The organism is Cupriavidus sp. 05T41 (genome assembly GCF_056396525.1).
In genome coordinates, this window is record NZ_JBFTLQ010000015.1 from 61552 (window position 1) to 84652 (window position 23101).

The 23101-nt window shown below is 67.6% G+C and carries 24 protein-coding genes; 10 read left to right on the plus strand and 14 right to left on the minus strand.

Annotation, left to right across the window (positions count from 1 at the left end):
• Positions 1-19: 19 nt before the first annotated feature.
• On the minus strand, positions 20-856 hold the full coding sequence (gene nadC, locus AC1DKV_RS11905) for a carboxylating nicotinate-nucleotide diphosphorylase (RefSeq protein WP_441614650.1): 837 nt from the start codon (positions 854-856) through the stop codon (positions 20-22).
• Between the two features lie 375 nt (positions 857-1231).
• Here nadC and AC1DKV_RS11910 point away from each other — a divergent pair, with 375 nt between their 5' ends.
• On the plus strand, positions 1232-1747 hold the full coding sequence (locus AC1DKV_RS11910) for a (2Fe-2S)-binding protein (protein WP_441614652.1): 516 nt from the start codon (positions 1232-1234) through the stop codon (positions 1745-1747).
• Positions 1744-4059, plus strand: coding sequence for a xanthine dehydrogenase family protein molybdopterin-binding subunit (locus AC1DKV_RS11915; protein WP_477131439.1), 2316 nt, complete (start codon positions 1744-1746; stop codon positions 4057-4059). The genes AC1DKV_RS11910 and AC1DKV_RS11915 overlap by 4 nt, the downstream gene beginning before the upstream one ends.
• A 55-nt stretch (positions 4060-4114) precedes the next feature.
• Here AC1DKV_RS11915 and AC1DKV_RS11920 read toward each other — a convergent pair whose 3' ends face one another.
• Positions 4115-5023, minus strand: coding sequence for a LysR family transcriptional regulator (locus AC1DKV_RS11920; protein ID WP_441614656.1), 909 nt, complete (start codon positions 5021-5023; stop codon positions 4115-4117).
• 163 nt (positions 5024-5186) lie between these two features.
• Between AC1DKV_RS11920 and AC1DKV_RS11925 the strand changes: the two genes are divergently transcribed.
• The gene (locus tag AC1DKV_RS11925; RefSeq protein WP_441614753.1) at positions 5187-5876 is read left to right on the plus strand and encodes a 3-oxoacid CoA-transferase subunit A; all 690 of its coding nucleotides are present in this window, start codon (positions 5187-5189) and stop codon (positions 5874-5876) included.
• Positions 5873-6508 (plus strand): 3-oxoacid CoA-transferase subunit B, encoded by a 636-nt coding sequence (locus AC1DKV_RS11930; RefSeq protein WP_441614658.1) that lies wholly within the window; start codon positions 5873-5875, stop codon positions 6506-6508. Before AC1DKV_RS11925 ends, AC1DKV_RS11930 begins: the two co-directional genes overlap by 4 nt.
• A 38-nt stretch (positions 6509-6546) precedes the next feature.
• On the opposite strand, the gene AC1DKV_RS11935 is transcribed toward AC1DKV_RS11930, so the two are convergent.
• Positions 6547-7578, minus strand: a complete 1032-nt coding sequence (locus AC1DKV_RS11935; protein WP_441614660.1) for an isocitrate/isopropylmalate dehydrogenase family protein — start codon at positions 7576-7578, stop codon at positions 6547-6549.
• A 402-nt stretch (positions 7579-7980) separates the two neighbouring features.
• On the opposite strand from AC1DKV_RS11935, the gene AC1DKV_RS11940 reads away from it, so the two are divergent.
• The 3 genes from AC1DKV_RS11940 (at position 7981) to AC1DKV_RS11950 (ending at position 11298) form a co-directional block, all read left to right on the plus strand.
• Positions 7981-8361 carry a DUF1484 family protein gene (locus AC1DKV_RS11940; protein WP_441614662.1) on the plus strand — a complete coding sequence of 127 codons (381 nt, stop codon included), beginning with the start codon at positions 7981-7983 and terminating at the stop codon, positions 8359-8361.
• Positions 8362-8471: 110 nt separating this feature from the next.
• Positions 8472-9440: a LysR family transcriptional regulator gene (locus tag AC1DKV_RS11945; RefSeq protein WP_441643321.1), complete on the plus strand. Its 969-nt coding sequence runs from the start codon at positions 8472-8474 to the stop codon at positions 9438-9440.
• Between the two features lie 184 nt (positions 9441-9624).
• Positions 9625-11298, plus strand: coding sequence for an FAD-dependent oxidoreductase (locus AC1DKV_RS11950; protein WP_441614757.1), 1674 nt, complete (start codon positions 9625-9627; stop codon positions 11296-11298).
• Between the two features lie 92 nt (positions 11299-11390).
• Here AC1DKV_RS11950 and AC1DKV_RS11955 read toward each other — a convergent pair whose 3' ends face one another.
• Positions 11391-11840 carry a hypothetical protein gene (locus tag AC1DKV_RS11955; protein ID WP_477137610.1) on the minus strand — a complete coding sequence of 150 codons (450 nt, stop codon included), beginning with the start codon at positions 11838-11840 and terminating at the stop codon, positions 11391-11393.
• Between the two features lie 108 nt (positions 11841-11948).
• Positions 11949-12392 (minus strand): MarR family winged helix-turn-helix transcriptional regulator, encoded by a 444-nt coding sequence (locus AC1DKV_RS11960; protein WP_441614666.1) that lies wholly within the window; start codon positions 12390-12392, stop codon positions 11949-11951.
• Positions 12393-12515: 123 nt separating this feature from the next.
• On the opposite strand from AC1DKV_RS11960, the gene AC1DKV_RS11965 reads away from it, so the two are divergent.
• Complete coding sequence (locus tag AC1DKV_RS11965) at positions 12516-14054, plus strand: DHA2 family efflux MFS transporter permease subunit (protein WP_441614668.1); 1539 nt, start codon at positions 12516-12518, stop codon at positions 14052-14054.
• Positions 14055-14072: 18 nt separating this feature from the next.
• On the opposite strand, the gene AC1DKV_RS11970 is transcribed toward AC1DKV_RS11965, so the two are convergent.
• Complete coding sequence (locus AC1DKV_RS11970) at positions 14073-14747, minus strand: alpha/beta hydrolase (protein ID WP_441614670.1); 675 nt, start codon at positions 14745-14747, stop codon at positions 14073-14075.
• Between the two features lie 161 nt (positions 14748-14908).
• Here AC1DKV_RS11970 and AC1DKV_RS11975 point away from each other — a divergent pair, with 161 nt between their 5' ends.
• Positions 14909-15268 (plus strand): hypothetical protein, encoded by a 360-nt coding sequence (locus tag AC1DKV_RS11975; protein WP_441614672.1) that lies wholly within the window; start codon positions 14909-14911, stop codon positions 15266-15268.
• 95 nt (positions 15269-15363) lie between these two features.
• Positions 15364-15804: a GFA family protein gene (locus AC1DKV_RS11980; protein ID WP_441614674.1), complete on the plus strand. Its 441-nt coding sequence runs from the start codon at positions 15364-15366 to the stop codon at positions 15802-15804.
• 41 nt (positions 15805-15845) lie between these two features.
• Here AC1DKV_RS11980 and AC1DKV_RS11985 read toward each other — a convergent pair whose 3' ends face one another.
• The 8 genes from AC1DKV_RS11985 to AC1DKV_RS12020 form a co-directional block, all read right to left on the minus strand.
• Positions 15846-16802: a DMT family transporter gene (locus AC1DKV_RS11985; protein WP_441614676.1), complete on the minus strand. Its 957-nt coding sequence runs from the start codon at positions 16800-16802 to the stop codon at positions 15846-15848.
• Between the two features lie 118 nt (positions 16803-16920).
• On the minus strand, positions 16921-17448 hold the full coding sequence (locus AC1DKV_RS11990) for a hypothetical protein (protein WP_441614678.1): 528 nt from the start codon (positions 17446-17448) through the stop codon (positions 16921-16923).
• Between the two features lie 206 nt (positions 17449-17654).
• Entirely contained in the window at positions 17655-18665 is a 1011-nt protein-coding gene (locus tag AC1DKV_RS11995; RefSeq protein ID WP_441614680.1) for a branched-chain amino acid ABC transporter permease, read from the minus strand.
• A complete protein-coding gene (locus AC1DKV_RS12000) occupies positions 18665-19549 on the minus strand; it encodes a branched-chain amino acid ABC transporter permease (protein WP_441614682.1) in 885 nt (294 codons plus the stop codon). Before AC1DKV_RS12000 ends, AC1DKV_RS11995 begins: the two co-directional genes overlap by 1 nt.
• A 10-nt stretch (positions 19550-19559) precedes the next feature.
• The gene (locus tag AC1DKV_RS12005) at positions 19560-20279 is read right to left on the minus strand and encodes an ABC transporter ATP-binding protein (RefSeq protein ID WP_441614684.1); all 720 of its coding nucleotides are present in this window, start codon (positions 20277-20279) and stop codon (positions 19560-19562) included.
• An 8-nt stretch (positions 20280-20287) separates the two neighbouring features.
• Positions 20288-21064 (minus strand): ABC transporter ATP-binding protein, encoded by a 777-nt coding sequence (locus AC1DKV_RS12010; RefSeq protein ID WP_441614686.1) that lies wholly within the window; start codon positions 21062-21064, stop codon positions 20288-20290.
• 50 nt (positions 21065-21114) lie between these two features.
• Positions 21115-21804, minus strand: coding sequence for a DUF2848 domain-containing protein (locus AC1DKV_RS12015; protein ID WP_441614688.1), 690 nt, complete (start codon positions 21802-21804; stop codon positions 21115-21117).
• A 58-nt stretch (positions 21805-21862) separates the two neighbouring features.
• Positions 21863-23089: an ABC transporter substrate-binding protein gene (locus AC1DKV_RS12020; RefSeq protein ID WP_441614690.1), complete on the minus strand. Its 1227-nt coding sequence runs from the start codon at positions 23087-23089 to the stop codon at positions 21863-21865.
• Between the last annotated feature and the right edge of the window lie 12 nt (positions 23090-23101).

Here is a 23101-nt window from a genome sequence, read left to right on the forward strand (position 1 = left end):
GACGTGTTGCCCTGCCCGCTTACACCGCGTCGTCCAGACCGATGTCCACCGCAGGTGCCGATTGGGTGATCTTGCTGGTGGAGATGTAGTCGACGCCGGTCTCGGCGATCGGGCGGATCGTTTCGAGGCGAATGCCACCTGACGCTTCGACCTTGATCCGCCCGTCGACGAAGGCCACCGCCTCGCGCATGTCGGGCACCGACATATTGTCGAGCATGATCACATCCACGCCCGCGTCGAGCGCCTCGCGCACCTGATCGAGCCGGTCGCATTCGACCTCGAGCCTGGTCAGCACCGGCAACTGCCGCCGCGCGCGCGCCACGGCCGCGGCAATGCTGCCGCAAACGGCAATATGGTTGTCCTTGATCATCACGCCATTGTCCAGGCTAAGCCGGTGATTCAGCCCGCCTCCGCAGGTGACCGCGTGCTTTTCCAGCGCCCGCAGCCCCGGGGTTGTCTTGCGGCTGTCGATCAGGCGCGCCTTGGTGCCGGCGATCGCTTCCACGTAGCGAGCCGTCTGGTTGGCGATGCCGCAGAGCCGCTGCATGATGTTCAGCGCCGTGCGCTCCGCGGTCAGCACGCTGCGCGCGGAGCCGCTCACCGCGATCAGGATGGCGCCCTTGCCGACCTTGTCGCCGTCGGCGACGCGTACGTCGACATGCAGTTCGGGGTCATAGCGCTTGAACACGCGCGCGGCCACGTCCACGCCGGCAATCAGCATCGGTTCACGTGCGTTCATATAGAACGAACCTGTCTCGTCCTTCTCGATCATGGTCTGGACGGTCAGGTCGCAGATGCCGATGTCTTCGGTCAGCCACAGGTCAATCAGCTTGTCGGTTGCAAAAGTGTCGTACATGCTTGGCTCCAGGTTCCGGTTGATCCGGCAGGTTCGCGTGGTATCCCACAAAAAATACTTAGATATCGAACTACATGAAGCAATCGTAGCACCTTGGCAGCCCTTGTCAATAAAAAGTTTGATCTCTAACTAAAATAGCGCGACGACCGGCGCAGGCCGGCGCGCGCCGATGCTGGCCAGTGCTCCTGCTTTCGCCCCCCCTTGCGATGGCCTGGCGCCTTTATTCCGTTTTCCGGAATTGACAAATCCCGACGGCGTCATTCCCGCCCCATCCCCGCCGGCGTCACAATGCGCATTGCGCCACGTTGCCGCAGCGGCCCGCATGCCGATGCGCGCTGGCCGTCCTTCCTCCGCTGGACCACTCCCCACAAGACGATGAGAACAATCACGATCAACGGCAAGCCGCATTCGATCGACCTGCCGGACGACGCCCCCCTGCTATGGGCGGTGCGCGACCACCTCGGCATGACCGGCACCAAGTTCGGCTGCGGCATGGCGCTGTGCGGCGCCTGCACCATGCACCTGGACGGGCAGCCCATCCGCTCGTGCGTGACGCCGATCTCGGCGGTCGCAGGCAAGAAGATCACCACCATCGAGGGCCTGTCGGCGGACAAGACCGGCCAGGCGCTGCAGGCGGCCTGGGAGGAATTCGGCGTGCCACAGTGCGGCTACTGCCAGGCGGGCCAGCTGATGTCCGCCACGGCACTGCTCCACGCCAACCCCCACCCGACCGAAGCCGATATCGACGGCGCCATGAGCGGCAATATCTGTCGCTGCGGCACCTATACCCGCATTCGCGCGGCCATCCAGCACGTGGCCAAGTCCAATGTGGCGGGCGCCAAGGCCGGTGGCAAGGCCACCGGCACCGCCGGCAAGCGGAGCGCCAAATGAACGCCCGCGACGCACTCACGACGGCCGCGGACGGCAGCCCGCAATCGGCAGCGCGCCGCCGCTGGCTCAAGGGCATGGGCGCCATCGCCGGGCTGACGCTCACGGTGGGCCTGGACGGCGTCGTGCTGGCCGCCGACGAACCCAAGAAATACGGTCGCGACGGCATGCCCGGCGGCGCGGTGGACAGCCCGCTGGTGTTCCTGTCCATCGGCGAGGACGGCCAGGTCTCCATCGTCTGCCACCGCTCCGAGATGGGCCAGGGCGTGCGCACCAGCCTGCCGATGGTGGTGGCCGACGAACTCGAGGCCGACTGGGCCCGGGTGCGCGTGGTGCAGGCGCCCGGCGACGAAGCGCGCTACGGCAGCCAGAACACCGACGGCTCGCGCAGCGTGCGGCATTTCTTCGAGCCGATGCGGCACGTGGGCGCAAGTGCCCGCGCCATGCTGGAAACCGCCGCGGCGGCGCGCTGGGGCGTGCCGGTGAGCGAGGTGCAGGCGCGCAACCATGCGGTGGTGCACGCCGCGAGCGGCAGGAGCCTGGGCTACGGCGCGCTGGCGAAGGACGCCGCGCGCCTGCCGGTGCCGGCACCCGCCAGCCTCAAGCTCAAGGACCCCGCGCAGTTCCGCTATATCGGCAAGGACAGCACGCGCAGCATCGACGGGCATGACATCGCCACTGGCCGCGCGCAATATGGCATCGACGTGCGCCTGGACGGCATGCTCTACGCCGTGGTGGCGCGCCCGCCGGTGTTCGGTGGCAAGGTCGCCAGCTTCGATGCCGCGCAGGCGATGAAGGTGCCCGGCGTGGTCAAGGTGGTGGAAATCGCCGGCAGCCCCGCGCCCGCGCTGTTCCACCCGCTCGGCGGCGTGGCGGTGATCGCCACCAATACCTGGTCGGCCATCAAGGGCCGCGAGGCGCTCAAGATCCAGTGGAACGACGGCCCCAACGCCAGCTATGAGTCCGCTGCTTTCCGCGCCACCATGGAAAAAGCCGCCAGCCAGCCCGGCAAGGTCGTGCGCAACCAGGGCGACGCCATGGCCGCGCTGGCCGGCCCCGGCAAACACGTCACGGCGCAGTACTACCTGCCGCATCTGGCCCATGCCACCATGGAGCCGCCGGTGGCCACCGCGCGCATCGCAGGCGGCAAGTGCGAGGTATGGACCTCCGTGCAGGCACCGCAGGCCACGCGCGAGACCGTGGCCGGGCATCTCGGCCTCAAACCCGAGGACGTCACCGTGCACGTGACGCTGCTGGGCGGCGGCTTCGGCCGCAAGTCCAAGCCGGACTTCGCCGCTGAAGCCGCGCTGCTGTCGAAGGCCATGGACGGCAAGCCGGTCAAGGTCACGTGGACGCGCGACGACGACCTGCACCACGATTACTTCCACACCGTCTCCGTCGAGCACATGGAAGCCATGCTGTCCGCCGACGGCCGCGCGCAGGCCTGGCTGCACCGCACCGCGGCTTCCACCATCGCCTCGATCTTCGCTGCCGGCGCCAGGAACGAAGCGGCGTTCGAGCTCGGCATGTCGGCCGTCAACATGCCCTTCGACATCCCCAACGTGCGCGTGGAGAACCCTGAGGTGGAGGCGCACACGCGCATCGGCTGGTTCCGTTCGGTATCCAACGTGCCGCACGCGTTCGCCGTGCAGTCGTTCGCGGCCGAACTGGCCGCCGCGGCCGGGCGCGATCACCGCGACTACCTGCTCGCGCTGCTGGGACCGGACCGCAAGGTCGACCCGACGCAACTGTCCGATACGTGGAACTACGGCGAGTCGCCGCAGCAGTATCCGCTCGATACTGCCCGGCTGCGCAACGTGATCGAACTGGCCACGCGCGAAGCCGGCTGGGGCAGGAAGCTGCCCAAGGGCCGCGGCCTCGGCCTGGCGGTTTGCTACAGCTTCGTGACCTATGTTGCGGCGGTGATCGAGGTGGCGGTGAGCGATGATGGCGGCATCAGCGTGCCGCGCATCGATATGGCGGTGGATTGCGGCGCGCAGATCAACCCGGACCGCATCCGCTCGCAGGTCGAAGGCGCCTGCATCATGGGCATCAGCCTCGCCACCACGGGCGAGATCACCTTCAAGGATGGACGTGCCCAGCAGGACAACTTCCACCAGTACGAAGTGATGCGCGCCCCGGCCGCACCGCGCGCCATCCACGTGCACCTGGTGCCGGGCAGCTTCGACGCGCCGCTCGGCGGCGTCGGCGAGCCCGCGGTGCCGGTCATCGCGCCGGCGCTGTGCAACGCCATCTTCGCGGCCACCGGCAAGCGCATCCGCGCGCTGCCGATCCGCGAGCAGCTCAAGGCGTAAGCCCCGCTGCGCGTGGCGGCGGGCCGGGCGGGAGATCACCCCGCCCGGCCCGTTTTCATTTCTGGCGCCGGCCTTTGAGCTGCCGGCACCGCTCCAGCAGCCGCAGCACCGCGGGGGAGCGCTCGTTGCGGCGATGGATCACCGCCAGGTGGGACAGCACATCGTTGCGCGCGAGCGGCTTGAATACCACGTCCGGCGGCGCGAACGCGCGCATGGAGGCCGGGATGAACGCCACGCCGAAGCCCGCCGCCACCATGCTGATGATGGTCGCCATCTGCCGCGACAGCGCCTCCACGCGCGGCTGGAAGCCGGCCTGGCCGCAGATGGCCAGCGTAATGGCGTAGAAGCCGGTGCCGTGTTCCGTGTGCGTGCAAATGAAGGTCTCGTCGCGCAGCAGCGCCACGTCGATGCGCGCGCGCCGCGCCAGCGGGTGGGTGGCGTGCATGGCCAGCACCACCGGTTCGGCCGCGATGTCGAGCAGCGCCACGCCTTCCGGCAGGGAGCGCAGCGGCGGCCGCACGAAGCCGATATCGAGCTCGCCGCGCGCCACGGCTTCGAGCTGCGCCGGCACGTCGGTCTCGCGCATCGACATGCCGACGCCGGGATACTCCTGGCGGAAACGATGGACCAGGCCCGGCAGCAGGCCAGACAACGCGGCCGATGCCACGTAGCCGATCGACACGCTGCCGACATCGCCCCGGCTGGCGCTGGCGGTGGCCAGCTCGGCCTGGCGTACCTGCCGCAGGATGCCGGCGGCCTCCTCGTAGAACACCGTGCCGACCTCGGTCAGCGCCAGGCGTCGCTTGTTGCGCGAGAGCAGGGGCGCGCCCGCCTCCTGCTCGATCCAGCGGAACTGCTGGCTCAGCGCCGGCTGCGAAATGCCGAGCCGCTCCGCCGCCCGCCCGAAGTGCAGTTCTTCGGCCAGCGCGACGAAATAGCGGTAATGGCGGAGTTCCAGGTTCATTGGCGCCGTCTTTTCCGGATCACCGGAGTTCGTCATGATCATAAGTCTAGCTTATCAAAAATTAAGCAAGCGATACTTGAACCTATGCTGCTCCCCGACGCATGATGCTGCCTTGGCGGCATGGAGTGCCGCGGCACGGATGGGGAGCAAGCCTCGCATGGGACTGGTGAACAAACAGGTGGGCAGCTGCGGCGAGGCCCTGCACGGGCTGCACGACGGCGCCACGGTGATGGTGGGCGGCTTCGGCAGCGCCGGACTGCCGGGTGGCCTGATCGGCGCGGTGCTGGCGCACGGCGCGCGCGACCTCACGGTGATATCCAACAATGCCGGCTACGACGGCGAGGGCGTGGCCAGCCTGATCGAGGCGGGCCGCGTGCGCAAGCTGGTCTGCTCCTACCCGCTGACCGCGGGCGCCACCGCCTTCCGCGACGCCTACCGGCGCGGCGAGATCGAACTCGAACTGGTGGCCCAGGGCACGCTGGTGGAGCGCATCCGCTGCGCGGGCGCCGGTCTGGGCGGCTTCTACTGCCCCATCACCGCCGGCACCATCCTGGCAGAAGGCAAGGACACGCGCGAGATCAAGGGCGTGCAGCATGTGCTGGAGCTGCCCTTGCATGCCGACTTCGCGCTGATCCGCGGCCGGCACGCCGACCGCCTCGGCAACCTGGACTATCAACTGGCCGGGCGCAACTTCAATCCCGTGATGGCCACGGCCGCGCGCGTGGTGGTGGCCGAGGTCGACGGCATGGTCGAGGCCGGCGCCCTGGACCCGGAACGGATCGTGACACCCGGCATCTTCGTGCACCGGGTGGTCGTCACGGCAGCGGCAACGCAAAATGGGAGCGCGCAATGATGCGGTGGACCCGTGAACAGGTCGCGCAGCGCGCGGCACAGGACATTCCCGCCGGGGCCTACGTGAACCTCGGCATCGGCCTGCCGGTGCAGGTGGGCGACATGATCCCGCCCGGCCGCGAGGTTTTCCTGCACAGCGAGAACGGCATCCTCCACCTGGGCCCGAGGCCGCCGGCCGGGCAGGAGAATCCGGAACTCGTCAATGCCAGCAAGCAGCCGGTGACGCTGCGCCCGGGCGCGGCGATCTTCGATTCCGCGCTGAGCTTCGCCATGATGCGCGGCGGCCATCTGGACCTGGCCATCCTCGGCGCGTATGAGGTCGCCGAGAACGGCGATCTCGCCAACTGGACCCGCGCCGACCCGAACACCCCGCCCGCGGTGGGCGGCGCCATGGAGCTTGCCTACGGCGCGCGCGAGGTGTGGGTGCTGATGGAACACACCACGCGCGAAGGCCGCCCGCGCCTGAGGCACCGCTGCAGCCTGCCGCTGACCGCGCACGGCGTGGTGAAGCGCATCTACACGGACCTGGCGGTGATGCGTGTCACGCCGGATGGCCTGCAGGTCGAAGCGATGGCCGAAGGCATGAGCCTCGACACGCTGCAACAGCTGACCGAGGCAAGGCTGCTGGCCTGACGCACGTATCGGCGCGCTGGCGGGTCCGGCGCGTGGACTCAGCCCAGGCGCTTCACCACCGCTTCGGTGAACTGCAGGGTCGAGGCCGATCCCTTCAGGTCGCCGGTCCTGACCTGGTCCTGGTTGAGCGCCTGGTCGATCGCGCCGCGCAGCCGGACCGCCAGGTCCTGCCGGCCCACATGCTCGAGCATCAGTCCGGCGGCCAGCATCAGCGAGATCGGGTTGGCGATGCCTTTGCCGGCGATATCCGGCGCCGAGCCGTGCACCGCTTCGAAGATGGCGGCGGCGTCGCCGATGTTCGCGCCCGGCGCCATGCCCAGGCCGCCTACCAGCCCGGCGATCTGGTCGGACAGGATATCGCCGAACAGGTTGGTACACAGCAGCATGTCGAACTGCCAGGGATCGAGCACGAGCTGCATCGCGCAGGCATCCACGATGCGGTCGTCCATCTCGACGCGGCCGGCATAGTCCTGCGCCACCTCGCGCGCGGCCTCCAGGAAAATCCCGGTCAGCGCCTTGAGGATATTGGCCTTGTGCACCACGGTGATCCTCTTGCGCTGGTTCTTCACCGCGTACTCAAAGGCGAAGCGGGCAATGCGCCGGCAGGCATCGCGCGTGTTGGTGCCGGTGGAGACCGCCACGGCATGCGGATCGTCTCCCACGCCGATGTAGTAGTCGTGCGCCACGTAGAAACCGCCCACGTTCTCGCGTACCAGCACCAGGTCGATATCCTCGAAGCGCCCCGGCACCAGCGTGCGCGCGGGCCGCACATTGGCGTAGAGGTTGAACGCCTCGCGCAGCCGCACGTTGACCGAGCGGAAGCCGCCGCCCACCGGCGTGGTCAGCGGCCCCTTGAGCGCCAGGCCGGTGCGGCGGATGCTCTCCAGCGTCGCCTCCGGCAGCGGGTCGCCACCCTGCGCGATGCCCGCCATGCCGGCCTGCTGCACGTCCCAGGAAAACGGCGCGCCCAGGGCATCGAGCAGCTTGACGGTGGCCTCCACGACTTCGGGGCCGATGCCGTCGCCGGGGATGAGGGTGGCGGGGATTTGTTGGGGTGTCGGGGTGACCATTTGGGTGTCCTGTCGTTGGCGTGCGATCTACAAGAATAGGTGATGGATCGACCGTCGGCGCTGCCGGCATCGACGCTGCGCGTCCCCCCGCAACCACCGCGCGACCCGCAACAGAAACGTCACAAAACCGACATGGCATCAGCTTGACACCCCCACCCCGATCGTCAAGAATCGCAGGATCGGGTTGCCTGCAAATCGCACGAAGCAGTGCCGGGGAGTGCGGGACGGCGCAAGAATGGCGCAAGAACGGCGCAGGAACGGCGCAAGAACGGCGCGGCAACAACACAGAAGCTGCGCCAAAGCAGCGGGGAAACGGCGTAGCATCGCCAGGCAGTTTTTCCGGGCCCGCTTCCCTTGCATGGGAACAAGCGCAAGCGGCCCTCCCTATCCCAGGAGGCACCATTGCGCCACAACGCCCGCAACAGCTCCAAGCCCGCCACCGCTGCCGCCGCCAGTGCGCCGCTGCTGTCCGGGCCCGTCATCAGCCAGCACAGCGAGCTGATCGCGGAACTGATCGATGCAGCCATCGCCGCCGGCACCAAGCCCAATCCCCGCGTCCCCGAAGTGGCTGCCCTGATCGAGGTATTGGGCGCGGATATCCGCCAGCGCGTGACCAACGGTTGCGCCGAACTCGATAGCGTCCGCGCGGGGCTGGACAGCGTGATGACGCTGGCGGAGATGCAAAGCGAGAAATCCGAAGAAGCCTACGGCATGTATTGCCTGCTGAGATTGCTGAGACATCAGCTGGAAGCAGCAGCGGGACAACTCCGGCAATTGATCTGACACCGCGCGCCACGCCGGCGCGCGCGATGCTTCCGGCTGCCATCGGTTTGGCGCGTCCATTGCGCCAGGCGTACCATCATTGCTTCATTCCCAACCGCTGGTTGCAAATCATGGACAAGGCCCGGGCACTCACTCTCTTTCTTGGCGTCGTGCGGGCGAAGAGCTTCAACCAGGCGGCAGTGGAGGCCGGCGTCACACCGCAAGCCGTCAGCAAGGCGATTCGCACCCTGGAGGAAGAACTGGGCGTGCGGCTTTTTCACCGGACCACGCGCAAGATGAGCCTGTCCACCGAGGGTGCCCGGCTATTCGAGCTCGCGGAGCCCGGCATGCGTCAGCTCGACGAGGCGCTCGGACAGGTGCGCAGCAGCAAGAGCGAAGACGACGGAATGATCCGTCTCACGGCGCCGCCTTCCATTGGCGCCCGCGTGCTGGTGCCGCTGATCAGGGCATTCCGCGAACAGTACCCCGGGATCACCTTCGATATCGTCTTGAGCGACCTGTTCACTGACCTGGTCGAGTCACGGATCGATATCGGATTTCGCGCCGGCACGAGCCCCGGCCAGAATCTCGTGGCCCGGCGGCTGTGCGACCTGCCGCTGCTGATCTGTGCCGCCCCGGCCTACCTGGAAAAGCATGGCGAGCCGGGTAGCCTGGAAGACCTCGCCAACCACCAGTGCACAGGGTTCAGGCGCCCCGTCACGGGCCGCATGGTGCCATGGGAGCTGCAGGTGGACGGCAATCTCGTGTACCAGGAATTCCCCGCCGTGGCCACCTTCAACGACGTCGAGACGGAGGTCGAGGCGGTGCGGGCCGGCATCGGGATCGGTCAGCTCTCGGCCTACATGGTGCACGAGGACCTCGGGACCGGCAGGCTCGTCCCGGTGCTGTCGCGCTTCAGCAGCAATAATGTGGGCCTCTACATGTACTACCCGCATCGCAGCCACATCCCCGTACGGGTCAGGCGCTTCATTGACTTCGTGGCCGATGCCAGCCGCGGTGCCGAGCATTCGCTGTCGCAGCTGGCGGGCGTTGCGGGCGCCGCCAGCCCCACAAGGCGCACGCGGCGCCAGGCCGGCTAGCGCCATGCGCCACGGCGGATCGCGCGGCGAGATCCGAGGGCACCCTCAGGCACTTTCGCCATGCGAGAACGCTGCTAATATTGTCTGAGCCATGCATGCGCTGGCCGGAGTCGCTCCCGCGGCTTTCGGGGCTGCGCGATTCGCGGCCGCACGGCTGCGCGCCGGGACGGATGAGGGGGACGTGATGAATAAGGCCGATCCGAAAGACTTGCCACCGTCGCCACTCGCCAGCCGCCAGCACCAGCTCTATCCGCTACTGAGCCAGGCGCAGCTGCAACTGATGAGCCGCTATGGAGAGCGGCGCCACATTCCCGCCGGCGAGGTGCTGTTCCGGCAGGGCGACCGCCATGTCAGGACCTTCGTCGTGCTCTCCGGCGGCGTCCAGGTCGAACGCAGTACCGCCCTCGGCTCGCACGTCGTCGGCAAGCACGGCCCCGGCATGTTCTCGGGCGATATCGGTTCGCTGGTCGGGCGAGGCGCGGTCGCTACCGTCAAGGCCGACCGCGACAGCGAGATGCTCGTCATCGAGGCCGAGGCAATGCGTACGCTGGTCATTTCCGAAGCCGACCTCAGCGAGATTGTCATGCGCGCGTTCATCCTGCGGCGCGTCGCCTTCATCGACGATGAAGCAGGTGGCGGCGTGATCGTGATTGGCTCGCGGCAGTGTCCCAACGTGCTTCGCCTGCGCGAGTTCCTTGCGAGAAACGGCCAGCCGGCGGCTTACTTCGACATCGAAGTGCATGAGGAAGCAAAGGACCTGATGCGCCGGTTCAGTGTCCGCGCCGAGGATATTCCCGCCGTCATCACGCCGCGCGGCGAGGTCTTGCGAAATCCGAGCAACCGCGAGCTGGCCGACGCGATCGGCTCAAGCCCGGACGCACTGCACGGAAGGCACTTCGACCTTGCGGTGGTCGGCGCGGGCCCCGCCGGCCTGGCCGCCGCGGTGTATGGCGCGTCCGAAGGCCTGCGGGTCATCGTGCTGGACGCCAAGGCGCCCGGCGGCCAGGCGGGCACGAGTTCCAAGATCGAGAACTACTTCGGTTTTCCGACAGGCATCTCGGGGCGGGCGCTGGCGGGGCGCGGCTTGTCGCAGGCGCGGAAATTCGGCGTCGAGGTGGCCGTGCCGGTGCAGGTGGAAGCGCTGCGCTGCGATGGTGAAGCCGCGTTCGACATGCGGCTCGACAACGGGGAGGATATTCACGCGCGCGCGGTGGTGATCGCCACGGGCGCGAGGTATCGCAAGCCGCCCCTGAAGAACCTGGCGCAATTCGAAGGAAGGGGGATCTATTACAACGCCTCGTTCATGGAGGCGACCTACTGCTCCGACGACGCGGTGATCGTCGTCGGTGGCGGGAATTCGGCGGGGCAGGCGGCGGTATTCCTCTCGGGACACTCGCGCCACGTCCACGTCATGGTCCGCGCCAAGGGCCTCGCGGCGAGCATGTCGCGTTACCTGATCCAGCGGATCGAAGCCGCCGGCAACATCACGCTGCATACGGAGACCGAGATCGTCGACCTGATCGGCGACTCCAGGCTGCGGCAGGTGCGGTGCGTGACGCGGGGCAAGGACCCCGTGCTGCTGGACATCGAGCACGTGTTCCTGTTCCTTGGCGCGGATCCTTGTACGGCGTGGCTGGGCGATTGCGTGGCGCTGGACGAGAAGGCCTTCGTCCTCACGGGCTCGCAGGTGCCGCCCTCCCTCTGGCGGCTCGAGCGGCCTCCGCAGCCCATGGAGACAAGCCATCCGGGCATCTTCGCCGTTGGCGACGTGCGCGCCGGCTCCGTGAAGCGCGTTGCCGCCGCGGTTGGCGAGGGAGCGGTGGCGGTGCAGTCCTTGCACGAGTACTTCGCGGGCTGAGCCGCGGCCGGAACTGGCACAAGCTTGGCGCAGGCCTGGCGCGGACCCGGCGCGGCCCGCGGCCGGACGCCAGGCACTGGCAGGCGCGGGTATTACGCCGTGGTATTCAGCATCGAGCCCGAGGTGTTGCCGTTCTCGGCCAGCAGGGTCCGGGTCAGTGCGTTCATGGCCGTCTGCAGCGACGCCGAGGTCTGGGCGACCTGGGCCTGGAGGTTGCCCACGGCGGCGGTCTTGGCCTCGCGGTCCATCTTGCTGGCCTCGACTGCCTTGAGCTGGCGCAGTTCTTCGGCCAGTTGCTTCTGCAACTGGGCGATCTGCTTCTTCAGTTCCTTGACGGTGTCGGACTCGCCGCTGCTGCTGTCGCTGCTGGCGCCGCTGGCACTGGCGCCCCCCAGCCCGGCCGGGCCGGAGATGTGGCCGCCCGCGGCGGAAGCCGATGCGCCCGTGGCCTGGGTGTCCTGGCCTTCGGCCGCTGCGGCCTTGACGGGGGTAGTCGATCCGGAAGGCGTTACCTGAGGGGCAAACGCGGTGATGCTCGACATGATCAGGTTGTCCGAAGAGTTTGGGATAACCGGATCATCGGCACCCGGGCGGAGAACTTGAGCGGCTTGCGGTGGCTGCGCGCGCGGCCGCCCCCCCGGGCGCCCCCTTTACCGGTCGACAATCGTCCCCAGGTTGATGCGCACGCGCTGCAGCAGGCTGATCAGCTGGTCCCGGTCCTGCGCGCTCAGGCCGGCCAGCGCCTCGGCGGCGACCTCGTCGCCGACGCGGCGCGCCTTGTCCAGCGCCATCTCTGCCTTGGCCGTCATGCGCACCACGCGTTCGCGGCGGTCTTCGGGATTGGGCTTGCGCTCGATCCAGCCCCCCTCTTCCATGCGGTCCAGCAGGCGGCCGGCGGAGATCGGCGCCACTTCCAGCAGGTCCGCCAGCCGCGCCTGGTTCACTTCGCCGTAGTGGCTCAGGTAGGCAAGCGCATGGCACTGCGCGCGGGTCAGGTCGAGCGAGGACTTCGCCAGGTCGTCGAAACGCTTGCCGCACAGGCGGCCAACGTCCGAGACCAGGAAGCCAAAGCGCTTTTCGAGTTTCGTTTCCATGGCGCGATTGTACAAACATCTGCGCGGCGCCCCTTCAGTGCGCGGGGAGGACGTAAGCGCTTGCCACATCGGGGCGCCGCCGTATAATAAGCATGCTTATCATCCTGCCAGGCCGCCCCCACCATGTCTTCCCTAGCGGTGCCCGCGCGCGTCGAGACGCCGCTCAACCGGCCCATGATCACTATCGCAATCATGGCCGCGACCCTGATCCAGACGCTCGACAGCACCATTGCCAACGTGGCGCTGCCGCACATGCAGGGCAGCCTGTCCGCCTCGCAGGACGAGATCACCTGGGTCCTCACTTCCTATATCGTCGCCGCCGCGATCGCCACGCCGCTCACCGGCTGGCTTTCCGACCGGCTCAGCGTCAAGCGACTGCTGGCCATCTCGATCGCCGGTTTCACCGTGGCCTCGGCCTTGTGCGGGCTCTCCGAGACGCTGGCGCAGATCGTCGCATCGCGCCTGCTGCAGGGGATCTTCGGTGCCTCGCTGGTGCCGCTGTCGCAGTCGATCCTGCTCGATATCAACCCGCGCGAGAAGCAGGGACAGGCCATGGCGGTGTGGGGCATGGGCGTCATGGTGGGACCCATCCTGGGCCCGACCCTGGGGGGCTGGCTGACCGACAGCTACAACTGGCGCTGGGTATTCTTCATCAACGTGCCGATCGGAGCCTTCGCGCTGTTCGGCGTGCTGTCGTTCCTGCCGAACCGGGAGCCGGCGCGCAGCGTCAGGTTCGATGCCTTCGGCTTCATCACGCTGGGGCTGGCCATCGGCGCGTTCCAGGCCATGCTGGACCGCGGCGAACAGCTCGACTGGTTCGGCTCGATGGAGATCCGCGTGGAGGCCATCGTGGCGGCGCTGGCCTTCCTGTACTTTGTCGCGCACACCGCCACGGCAGGCAAGCTCTCTTTTTTCCGCTACGAACTGCTCAAGGACCGCAACTTCGCCACCGGCGCCTGCTTTATCTTCGTGATCGGCGCGGTGATGTACGCCACGCGCGCGCTGCTGCCGCCCATGCTGCAGAACCTGATGGGCTACCCCGTCGCCACCACCGGGCTGGTGACCGCGCCGAGCGGCGCCGGCACCATGCTGGCCATGCTGCTGGCCGGGCGCCTGCTCAAGCGCATCGACGCGCGCATGCTGCTGCTGTGCGGCTTCCTGATCTCGGCCTTCGCGCTGTGGCAGATGATGCAGTACACCATCGTGCTGTCGGTTTCGGACATCGTGTGGCCAGGCGTCATCCAGGGCTTCGGGCTGGGGCTGGTGTTCGTGCCGCTGAGCGCGCTGACCTTCTCCACCCTGGCGCCGGCGTTGCGCGCCGACGGCACCGCCACCTACAGCCTGATGCGCAATATCGGCAGCAGCATCGGCATCTCCGTGATCCAGACCCTGATGACGCGCAATACGCAGGTCGCGCACGCAGACCTGGCCGCCAACGTGAGCATCTACAACCCGGCCATGCAGTCGCTGCTGGCCAGCGGCTCGCGCCATGACCTGGCCTTGCTCAACCAGTCGATCAACCAGCAGGCCACGATGATCGCATACCTCAACGACTTCAAGGTCATGTTCGTGGCAACGCTGCTGGTGGTGCCGCTGATCCTCCTGATCAAGCCCGCCCGCCACGCCGACGATGCCACCGTGGCCCACGCCGCCATGGATTGACGCGGCGCGGCGGCCCGGTCAGCCGGCGGCGGCCGTGCGCGCCTGCCGGTCGAGGTATTCCGCCACCGCCCGCTGGAATACCGGCAGCTTGCCGGTGAAGAAATGGTTGGCGCCCGGCACCACCACCACGGGCAACTCCTGCGGCCGCGCCCAGTCGAACACCGCCTGCAGCGGCACGTTGGCGTCCTGCTCGCCGTGGATGACCAAGGCATCGGCCGGCACCGCCGGCGTGTCGTAGCTGCGCCCGCCCGGTGCCGGTCCCGCCGGCATGCCGGCCAGGACCAGGCTCGCCACGCGGCCACCGGATGCCAGCACCCGTCCCGCCACGCGCGTCTGCACATAAGCCCCGAACGAGAATCCCGCCAGCGCCAGCGGCAAGCCGGGATGCGCCTGCATGAGCTGCCGCACCACGCCCAGGGTGTCGTCCGTCTCGCCCTCGCCGGTATCGTGCCCGCCCTGCGTGCCGCCCACGCCACGGAAGTTAGGGCGCACTGCCAGGTAGCCGCGTGCCTCGAACAGCCTGGCCAGCGCCACCGGTATCTTGTGCGTGGCGCTGCCGCCGAGCAGCGGATGCGGGTGCGCGATCACCGCGATGCCCTTGGGGGCGCCCTGCGGCGCGTTGGCCAGGGCCTCGATGCGGCCGGCGGCGCCATCGAACCAGAGCGGATTGTCAGGGGAAGAAAGCGAAGACATGGGGAAGCGAAACTCGATGGATGTGGCGGCCCGGGCAGCGGATGCCGCGCCGCGAACCGGCATTGTAATGCCGGCGGCCCGCGGACGCGCCGGGGCCGCTCCTGCCTATACTCACTCCAGCACGGATACCGCTTCTCTGCCGCCGATCAGGAGGACTCCCCATGAGCGCCCCCCAAGCCCCAGCCGCACCAGTGCCCAAGCCACTGCCGCCACAGGTGGTGCCGGCCGGCTACCGGCAAGGCATCATCACCGCCATCACGGTATTGCTGGGCTTCTCGCTGGCATTCTGGCGCTTCTGGGGCTTCGAAAGCCCCGGACACTGGAGCGCGCAGGCGCTGTGCGCGGCGGTGTCGCTGGTGGCTGCCGTGTGCCTGCAGATCGTCGCGCTGTTCCGCTCGCTGCGCATCGAGGACGACCAGGTCCCGGAATACCGCAAGACCGTGCGCTGGTTCATCGCCTCCGCGCTGGCGTTGCTGATCGGCCTGTCCGGCGCCATGCTGGATGCCGCCCTGCAAGGCTGAGCGGCCGTTCACGGGCGCCGCGCGAGGGCCGCCAAGCAGGCTCGCGCGACCGCAAGTAGAATGCACATCGCCTTACCAAGACAGGAGACAAGCCCATGCCGATTCCCGCCACGCTGGCGTGCCTTTGCGGCCAGGTCGAGCTGCGCATCGCCGGGGAACCCGTCGCGAAAGCCAACTGCCATTGCCAGGCCTGCCGTGACTTCTATGCAACGCCGATGTTCGCGGCGACAGCCTGGGAACCCTCGCAAGTGACGGTGCAACGCGGTGCCGAGCACGTCGCCACGTATCACCATGCCACGCGCGCGCTGCAGCGCCAGTTCTGCCGGCATTGCGGCGAGACCCTGTTCGGCATCAACCGGCTGGGCATGTCGGTGGTGCCCAACAGCTTGTTCGCGCGGGCGGCCGGCGGCCAGTTGCCGGAAGCCCTGCAGCCGGCCATGCACCTGTTCTACCGTCACCGCGTGGTGGATGTGGCGGACGATCTGCCCAAGTACCTGGACGGCTGGGACGGCCCCCTTCACAAGGCCGGCTTCTGAGCCGCCCGCCGCCGGGGATCCCGGGCGGCGCGGCATCATTGCTAGCGCCGCCCGGGCAAGGTCATGGCGGCCACGCCCGTCACCACGCAGGCCAGCCCGATCCATGCGGCGGGCGCCAGCGACTCGCCGAGGAACACCATGCCGATGGCCACGCCGACCGGCACGCGCAGGTAGGCCTGCGCGGTGGTTCCTACCGGGCCGAGCGTGCGCACCAGGCGGAAATAGATCACGAAGGCCAGCGCCGTGGAGAACACCGACAACGCCAGCAGGGCCGCCACCGATGCCATCGACGGATGCAGCGTCCAGGGCCGGTCCACCACGACGCTGACCGGCACCAGCAGCGCCGCGCCGACCATCAGCGAACCGGCGGCCGGCGCGGCCGGCGGCAGGTCCTTGAAGCCGCGGCCATAGATCGCCGCGCCGGCATAGCAGACCGTGGCGGCCACGATGGCCAGCTGCGGCAGCAATTGCTGGCCGAGCCCGCCAAGCGCGCTCGCGCCCACGATCATGCAGATGCCGGCCAGCCCGGCCGCCACGCCAAGCAGCTTGCGTGCGGTGATGCGCTCGTGCCGCGTGACGAGCCATGTGCCCAGCACGGCGATGACCGGCGAAGACGAGTTCAGGATGGTGGCCAGCCCGGCCGGCACCGACTGCTCGGCCCAGGCGATCAGCGTGAACGGCACCACGCTGTTGAGCAGGGCCTGTACCGCGAAGCGCCGCCAGACCATGGCATCGACCGGCATCGGCACGCCCGTGGCCGCCATCCACGCGACGAGAAGCCCGCCGGCGATCAGCGTTCTTGCCGCGATCAGGGTCAGCGGTGGAATCGTGGCGACGCCGATGCGGATGAAGGTGTAGGACGCGCCCCACAGCGTGGACAGCGCCAGCAGGAGCAGCAGGTCCGCGGCGCGCCCGCGCGTGCGCGGCGGGTCGTGCGGACCACGGGCATGGCCGCTGGCAGGGTTGGCGGCCGCATCGGCCGCCGGCGTGACTTGCATGGCTGTCTCCGCAGCTGGACTTGCCTCCATTGTGGAAGCCAGGCGCGGGAAACGTTTCAACGCGTGCCGAAGGATGGATTGCACGCCGTCCGGCATGCCGGACGGCAGAGACTTCAGCTTAGTTGGAGCGGCTGCTGTCGCCGCCGAGCGGATCCACCGTGATCTGCACCTGGCGCAACACGCCCTGGCTGTCGAAGTAGCAACTGAACAGCGAGGCGAGCATGCCGTCCTGGCGGAAGCGGTAGGACCAGACCTCGCGCTTCATCAGCGGAAAATACTGGAGTGGCATGCGCGGCTTGCCGAAATGCTCCTCCACGTCGCGCTTGGTCCAGGTATCGACCTTGGCCTTGTAGATTTCCGTGTTGGTCAGCATCTGCCGGAAGTCCGTCAGCTTGCCGCCGGCATCGAAATCCGCCGCGTAGGCCTGGTAGCCGAGCGGCTGCCTGGAGTAGATCCAGCGGGTGGTGCCATCGGCCAGGCGATACACGTCGGTGGGCGTGCCGAAGGTGCCGCGCACGGCATCTTCGGGAGCGCCGATCATCTTCTGGGCCGTTTCCACCGGCTGCAGCACGCTGCAGCCCGGCAGCGCGGCCGCCGCGGCGGCGCACAACAGCCAGCCACCAAGGTATTGCGAAGGAGTCTTCATGGTTTCGATCCTGGTCCGGGTCGGCACGCCTGGAGCAGCGTCCGGCTGCGGGGCGATGGTGCCCTGGCGCGCTGGCGCCGGCGGCCGCTCCTGCCTGCAATATAGAGCATCGGCCGGCACACCGCCCGAAGCCGCGCGCGGGAAGCCATCCCGGGGGTAACCGATACCACGAAGCACTGGGCTGGCGGCTGCCCGCCAGCCACCGCCTATCGTTCGCCCAGCCGGCCGACAATACCCTTGCGGAACGTCAGGACGCACACAATGAATATCACGCCCATCACCATGGAAACCGATTCGCCAAGGGCGTTGAAGCCGTCGATACCGGTCAGCGCGCCAAGGTAGCTGCCTATCTCGCCCAGCTTGTTCTCGAGCGCCACCACCACGAAGGCGCCGATGATCGGTCCCGACAATGTGCCAAGCCCGCCCACCAAGGTCATGAGGATCACCAGGCCCGACATCGACCAGTGCACGTCGGAGAGCGTCTCGAAACCCAGCACCAGCGCCTTGATCGAACCCGCCAGCCCCGACAAGGCCGCGGACAGCACAAACGCCATCAGCTTGAAGCGGTCCACGTCATAGCCGAGCGAGATGGCGCGCGGCTCGTTCTCCCGGATCGCCTTGAGGATCTGGCCGAACGGCGAATGCACGGTGCGAACGATCAGCGCGAAGGCCGCGACGATCATCGCCAGGGCCACGTAGTACAGCGTCGTATCGTCGGACAGCGACAGCAGGCCAAGCAGCTTGCCGCGCGGAATGCCCTGCAAGCCGTCTTCCCCGCCCGTGAAGGGTGTCTGCAGGCAGATGAAGTACAGCATCTGCGCCAGCGCCAGCGTGATCATCGAGAAGTAGATGCCCTGCCGGCGGATGGCCAGCGAGCCGACCGCATAGCCGATCAGCGCCGCGCTGCCCGCGCCCAGGAGCAAGCCGGTCTCCGGGCTTACGCCCCACACCTTCATGGCGTGGCCGGCCGCGTAGCCGGCACCGCCGAAGAAAGCGGCATGCCCGAAGGACAGCAGCCCGGTGTAGCCGATCAGCAGGTTGAACGCACAGGCGAACAGCGCGAAGCACAGTACCTTGAGCACGAACACGGGGTAGGCGCCGGCCAGCGGCGCCACCAGCAAGCCCAGCAGCAGCAGGCCATACAAGGCGCCCTTCGGAAAGCGGCGGGCCGCCGCGTCTTGCCGCGGTGTGATCGCCGCGATGGATTGTCCGTTCATCATTTCTCCTTCCCGAACAGCCCTGCCGGGCGCAGTAGCAGCACGATCACCATGATGACGAACACCACGGTCGACGATGCCTCTGGATAGAACACCTTGGTGAAACCCTCGATCACGCCGAGCCCGAGCCCGGTGAAGATCGAGCCCGTGATCGAGCCCATGCCGCCGATCACCACGACGGCGAACACGATGATGATCAGGTTCTGCCCCATCAGCGGCGATACCTGCATGACCGGCGCGGCCAGCACGCCGGCAAACGCCGCCAGCGCCACGCCGAAGCCATAGGTCAGCATCACCATCAGCGGCACGTTGACGCCGAAGGCCTCCACCATCCTGGGGTTCTCGGTACCGGCGCGCAGGTAGGCGCCGAGCCTGGTCTTCTCGATGATGAACCACGTCGCCAGGCACACCACGAGCGATGCGGCCACCACCCATACGCGATAGTCTGGCAAGCGCATGAAGCCCAGGTCCGTGGCGCCTTGCAGCGCTTCCGGCGGCGAGTACGGCAGGCCCGACACGCCATAGACGGCGCGGAACACGCCCTCGATCACGAGCGTGATGCCCAGCGTCAGCAGCAGGCCATAGATGTGGTCGAGCTCGTAGATCCGGCGCAGCATGGTCTTCTCGATGACGACACCCAGCACCGCCACCACCAGCGGCGACAGCCCCAGCATCACCCAGTAGCTCAGCCCGGCGTATTCCATGCCGGCCCATGCCAGCAGCGCGCCGAGCATGAAAAGCGCGCCGTGCGCGAAGTTGATCACGTTGAGCAGGCCGAAGATCACGGCCAGTCCCAGGCTCAGCATCGCATAGAAGGCGCCGTTGACGAGCCCCAGCATCAACTGCGACAGCAGGGCCGGGAGCGGGATAGCGAATATGGTCATGCGACGTTCCTTATACGCCCAGCAGTGCATGCAGCACGGGCATCTTCGTTTCCAGCTCATTGGCCGCGAAGCGCTCAACGATGCTGCCGTGCTCCATCACATAGAAGCGGTCCGCCAGCGGCGCGGCAAAGCGGAAGTTCTGCTCCACCATCACCACCGTGTACCCCCTCGTCTTCAGCATCAGGATCATGCGGGCCAGCGCCTGCACGATCACCGGCGCGAGTCCTTCCGAGATTTCATCGAGCAGCAGCAGGTTGGCGCCGGTGCGCAAGATGCGCCCGACCGCCAGCATCTGCTGCTCGCCGCCCGACATGCGCGTGCCCTGGCTCTCGCGGCGCTCCTTCAGGTTCGGGAACATCTCGTAGATCTCGGCCTCGCTCATGCCGGCGCGCCGCCCCTTCAGTTGCGGCGGCAGCAGCAGGTTCTCCCCGCACGACAGGCTGGAGAAGATGGCGCGCTCCTCGGGGCAGTAGCCAATGCCGTAGTGCGCAATGCGGTGTGTGGGCAACCCGATGGTTTCATTGCCGTCGACGCGGATCGAGCCCTTGCGCGTGCCGGTGAGGCCCATGATCGCGCGCAGTGTCGTGGTGCGCCCCGCACCGTTGCGACCCAGCAGCGTGACCACCTCGCCGCGATTCACGCTCAGGTCCACCCCGTGCAGGATGTGGGATTCGCCGTACCAGGCGTGCAGGTCCCTGATCTCGAGGGCCGGTGTGTTCGATGTTGTCATGTCTTCCCTCAGTGCGCGCCCCGCAGTTCGGCATCAGCGGTGCCCATGTACGCCTCCATCACGCGCGGGTCCGTCGACACCGCTGCGTACGGGCCCTCGGCCAGGATGGCGCCACGCTGCAACACCGTGATCTTGTCGGCGATCGATGCGACCACGTTCATGTTGTGCTCCACCATCAGGATGGTGCGGCCCGCCGACACTTTCCTGATGAGCTGCGTCACGCGGTCCACGTCTTCATGGCCCATGCCCTGCGTGGGCTCGTCAAGCAGCATCAGCTCCGGATCCATCGCCAGCGTGGTGGCGATCTCCAGCGCGCGCTTGCGGCCATACGGCAGGTTGACAGTCACGGTTTGCGCAAACTCGGCCAAGCCGACCTGTTCGAGCAGCTCCATCGCGCGGTCGTCGAGCACCCTGAGCGAACGTTCGCTGCGCCAGAACCGGTACGCGGTGCCAAGCTGGCGCAGCAGCCCGATGCGCACGTTGTCCCGCACGGTCAGGTGCGGGAATACCGCCGAAATCTGGAACGAGCGAATCACCCCGCGCCGCGCGATCTGCGCCGGACGCTCACGGGTGATATCGATACCGTTGAAGAGAATGGTGCCGGTGGTCGGCTCCAGGAACTTGGTGAGCAGATTGAAGCAGGTGGTCTTGCCCGCGCCGTTGGGGCCGATCAGGGCATGGATCGAGCCGCGGCGTACGCGCAGGCCAACGCCGCTGACCGCGGTGAATCCCCGGAATGTTTTTCCCAGGTTGCGGGTTTCTAGTATCAAGTCGTCTAGGTGCATGGCCGTGACACAATGGGTATGCCTTGGAGATATGGCCGCCGAAGCGGTGCTCAGCCCGCGATGGGCAGCGTCGTGATGGCGTACGCATGCCGCAGGGTGCGGCGGAGCACCGGGTCGTCGAGCTCGATCTCGAAGCGCTCTGCCGCCCGGATCCCGCCTATCGCGGGCAAGGTCCCGCACAGCATCGCCGAACCGTCGGAGAAGTCGCCGCCATGCCCGGCGAACTTCGCCAGCAGATCGGCCGGAGAGCGCATGGCCGTCACCGCGCCCTCCTGATACAGCACGCGCTCGCCGTCGATGGTGGCGTAGGAACGCAAGATCAGCCGGTCCCAGTGGCCCTCGACCTCGGCGAGGCGCCACAGGGCCGCGGAGCAAGGTTTCTCGCACATCTGCTTCGAAACCGTGATGCCATAGGTTTCCACCTCGCGGTCGGTGTGATCCGATGCAATGCCGATCAGGATCTCGCCTGCGTCCTTTACCAGCAGGAACTCCGCCTCGCCGCTGCTCGCCTCGCCGCTCACCTGGATCTCCCGCGGCGAAGCCAGGCGTTGCGCCGCCACACGATAGAAGACCGGCGTGTAGGGCGGGCGCCTGACGCCGAGCGCTTCCAGTTCCCGGATGTGGGCCTCCATGGCTTCGGCATCCCGTCCGGTCCAGCCCGCCACGACGAGCTGGCGGATCGTGACGCTGCGCTGCGAATTTCCCTGGCGGCTCTCGATATCAAAAGTGAGCGTTTTCATGCTGAATGGTCTCCTGGATGGTGGGTCTGGCCGGCGCTCGCGCCGGCCGGGGGCACGCCTATTTGCCGACGAGCGGGCAGGTGCTGGCGCTGAGCGGACGGAAGGCTTCGCTTGCGGGAATCACGCTCTTGATCTTGTAGTAGTCCCACGGCCGCCTGGACTCTTGCGGCCGTTTCACCTCGACCAGGTACATGTCGTGGACCATCAGGCCATCGGCGCGTATCTTGCCGTCCCTGGCGAAGAAGTCGTTGACGGGCGTCTCCCGCATCCTGGCCAGCACCGCATCGCTGTCGTCGCTGCGCGCGGCCTGGACGGCCTTGAGATAGTGCATCGTCGAGGAATAGACCCCGGCCTGGACGAGGGTTGGCATCCGCTTCGTCTTCTCGAAGAAGCGCTGGGACCAGGCCCGCGTGGCGTCGTCGCGATCCCAGTAGAACGCGGTCGTCAGCGTCATGCCTTGCGCGGCGGGAAGCCCCAGGCTGTGGATGTCGCTGATGAACATGTGCAGCCCGGCCAGCTTCTGCTTGCCTGTGGCGTTGATGCCAAAATCCCTTGCCGTCTTGATGGCGTTGACGGTGTCGGCTCCCGCGTTGGCAAGGCCGATCACCTTCGCGCCGGACGCCTGGGCCTGGAGCAGGTAGGACGACAGGTCGGCGGAATTGATCGGGTGCCTGGCCTTGCCCGCCATCTTGCCGCCGACGCTGCCCAGCGCGTCGGTCGCATCCTTCTCGAGCGATGCGCCGAGGGCATAGTCGACGGTCAGGAAGTACCAGCTGTTGTCCCCGCCCTTTGTCAGCGCCTTGACGGTGTTGGCGGCGAATGCATAGGTGTCGTACGAATACTGGATCGTATAGGCAGAGCAGTCTTCGTTGCTCAGCCGGGTCGTGCCGGCGCCGCTCGCGATGACGATCTTGTGCTTGACCTTGCCCAGGTTGGACACCGCCAGCGCCACCGACGACGGCAGCGCGTCCTGGATGATGTCGACCTTCTGGTTGTCGAACCAGCCGCGGGCGATGGTCGCGGCGACGTCCGTCTTGTTCTGGTGATCGGCGTGGACCACCTGGACCGGCGCGCCCAGCACCGTGCCCCCGAAATCCTCCACGGCCATTTGCGCCGCCACGACCGACCCTTTGCCGCCGATATCGGAGAATATCGATGACATGTCGGTCAGGACGCCGATCTTGACCACGCCGTCGCTGATCCGGGCTGGCTCCGCCGCTCCCACGGGGGCGGCACAAACAGTGGCGCTGGCCAGGATGGCCGCACCGAAACGCATTGCAGGCATGATGTCTCCTCT

Coding starts and splice junctions, on each gene's coding strand:
- AC1DKV_RS11915 (WP_477131439.1), top strand. CDS start 1,744: ATGAACGCCCGCGACGCACTCACGACGGCCGCGGACGGCAGCCCGCAA.
- AC1DKV_RS12000 (WP_441614682.1), bottom strand. CDS start 19,549: ATGACCATATTCGCTATCCCGCTCCCGGCCCTGCTGTCGCAGTTGATG.
- AC1DKV_RS11985 (WP_441614676.1), bottom strand. CDS start 16,802: ATGCAAGTCACGCCGGCGGCCGATGCGGCCGCCAACCCTGCCAGCGGC.
- AC1DKV_RS11975 (WP_441614672.1), top strand. CDS start 14,909: ATGAGCGCCCCCCAAGCCCCAGCCGCACCAGTGCCCAAGCCACTGCCG.
- AC1DKV_RS12015 (WP_441614688.1), bottom strand. CDS start 21,804: ATGAAAACGCTCACTTTTGATATCGAGAGCCGCCAGGGAAATTCGCAG.
- AC1DKV_RS11965 (WP_441614668.1), top strand. CDS start 12,516: ATGTCTTCCCTAGCGGTGCCCGCGCGCGTCGAGACGCCGCTCAACCGG.
- AC1DKV_RS12010 (WP_441614686.1), bottom strand. CDS start 21,064: ATGCACCTAGACGACTTGATACTAGAAACCCGCAACCTGGGAAAAACA.
- AC1DKV_RS11980 (WP_441614674.1), top strand. CDS start 15,364: ATGCCGATTCCCGCCACGCTGGCGTGCCTTTGCGGCCAGGTCGAGCTG.
- AC1DKV_RS11955 (WP_477137610.1), bottom strand. CDS start 11,840: ATGTCGAGCATCACCGCGTTTGCCCCTCAGGTAACGCCTTCCGGATCG.
- AC1DKV_RS11970 (WP_441614670.1), bottom strand. CDS start 14,747: ATGTCTTCGCTTTCTTCCCCTGACAATCCGCTCTGGTTCGATGGCGCC.
- AC1DKV_RS11945 (WP_441643321.1), top strand. CDS start 8,472: ATGGACAAGGCCCGGGCACTCACTCTCTTTCTTGGCGTCGTGCGGGCG.
- AC1DKV_RS11935 (WP_441614660.1), bottom strand. CDS start 7,578: ATGGTCACCCCGACACCCCAACAAATCCCCGCCACCCTCATCCCCGGC.
- AC1DKV_RS11960 (WP_441614666.1), bottom strand. CDS start 12,392: ATGGAAACGAAACTCGAAAAGCGCTTTGGCTTCCTGGTCTCGGACGTT.
- AC1DKV_RS11995 (WP_441614680.1), bottom strand. CDS start 18,665: ATGAACGGACAATCCATCGCGGCGATCACACCGCGGCAAGACGCGGCG.
- AC1DKV_RS11990 (WP_441614678.1), bottom strand. CDS start 17,448: ATGAAGACTCCTTCGCAATACCTTGGTGGCTGGCTGTTGTGCGCCGCC.
- AC1DKV_RS11910 (WP_441614652.1), top strand. CDS start 1,232: ATGAGAACAATCACGATCAACGGCAAGCCGCATTCGATCGACCTGCCG.
- AC1DKV_RS11950 (WP_441614757.1), top strand. CDS start 9,625: ATGAATAAGGCCGATCCGAAAGACTTGCCACCGTCGCCACTCGCCAGC.
- AC1DKV_RS12005 (WP_441614684.1), bottom strand. CDS start 20,279: ATGACAACATCGAACACACCGGCCCTCGAGATCAGGGACCTGCACGCC.
- nadC (WP_441614650.1), bottom strand. CDS start 856: ATGTACGACACTTTTGCAACCGACAAGCTGATTGACCTGTGGCTGACC.
- AC1DKV_RS12020 (WP_441614690.1), bottom strand. CDS start 23,089: ATGCCTGCAATGCGTTTCGGTGCGGCCATCCTGGCCAGCGCCACTGTT.
- AC1DKV_RS11920 (WP_441614656.1), bottom strand. CDS start 5,023: ATGAACCTGGAACTCCGCCATTACCGCTATTTCGTCGCGCTGGCCGAA.
- AC1DKV_RS11930 (WP_441614658.1), top strand. CDS start 5,873: ATGATGCGGTGGACCCGTGAACAGGTCGCGCAGCGCGCGGCACAGGAC.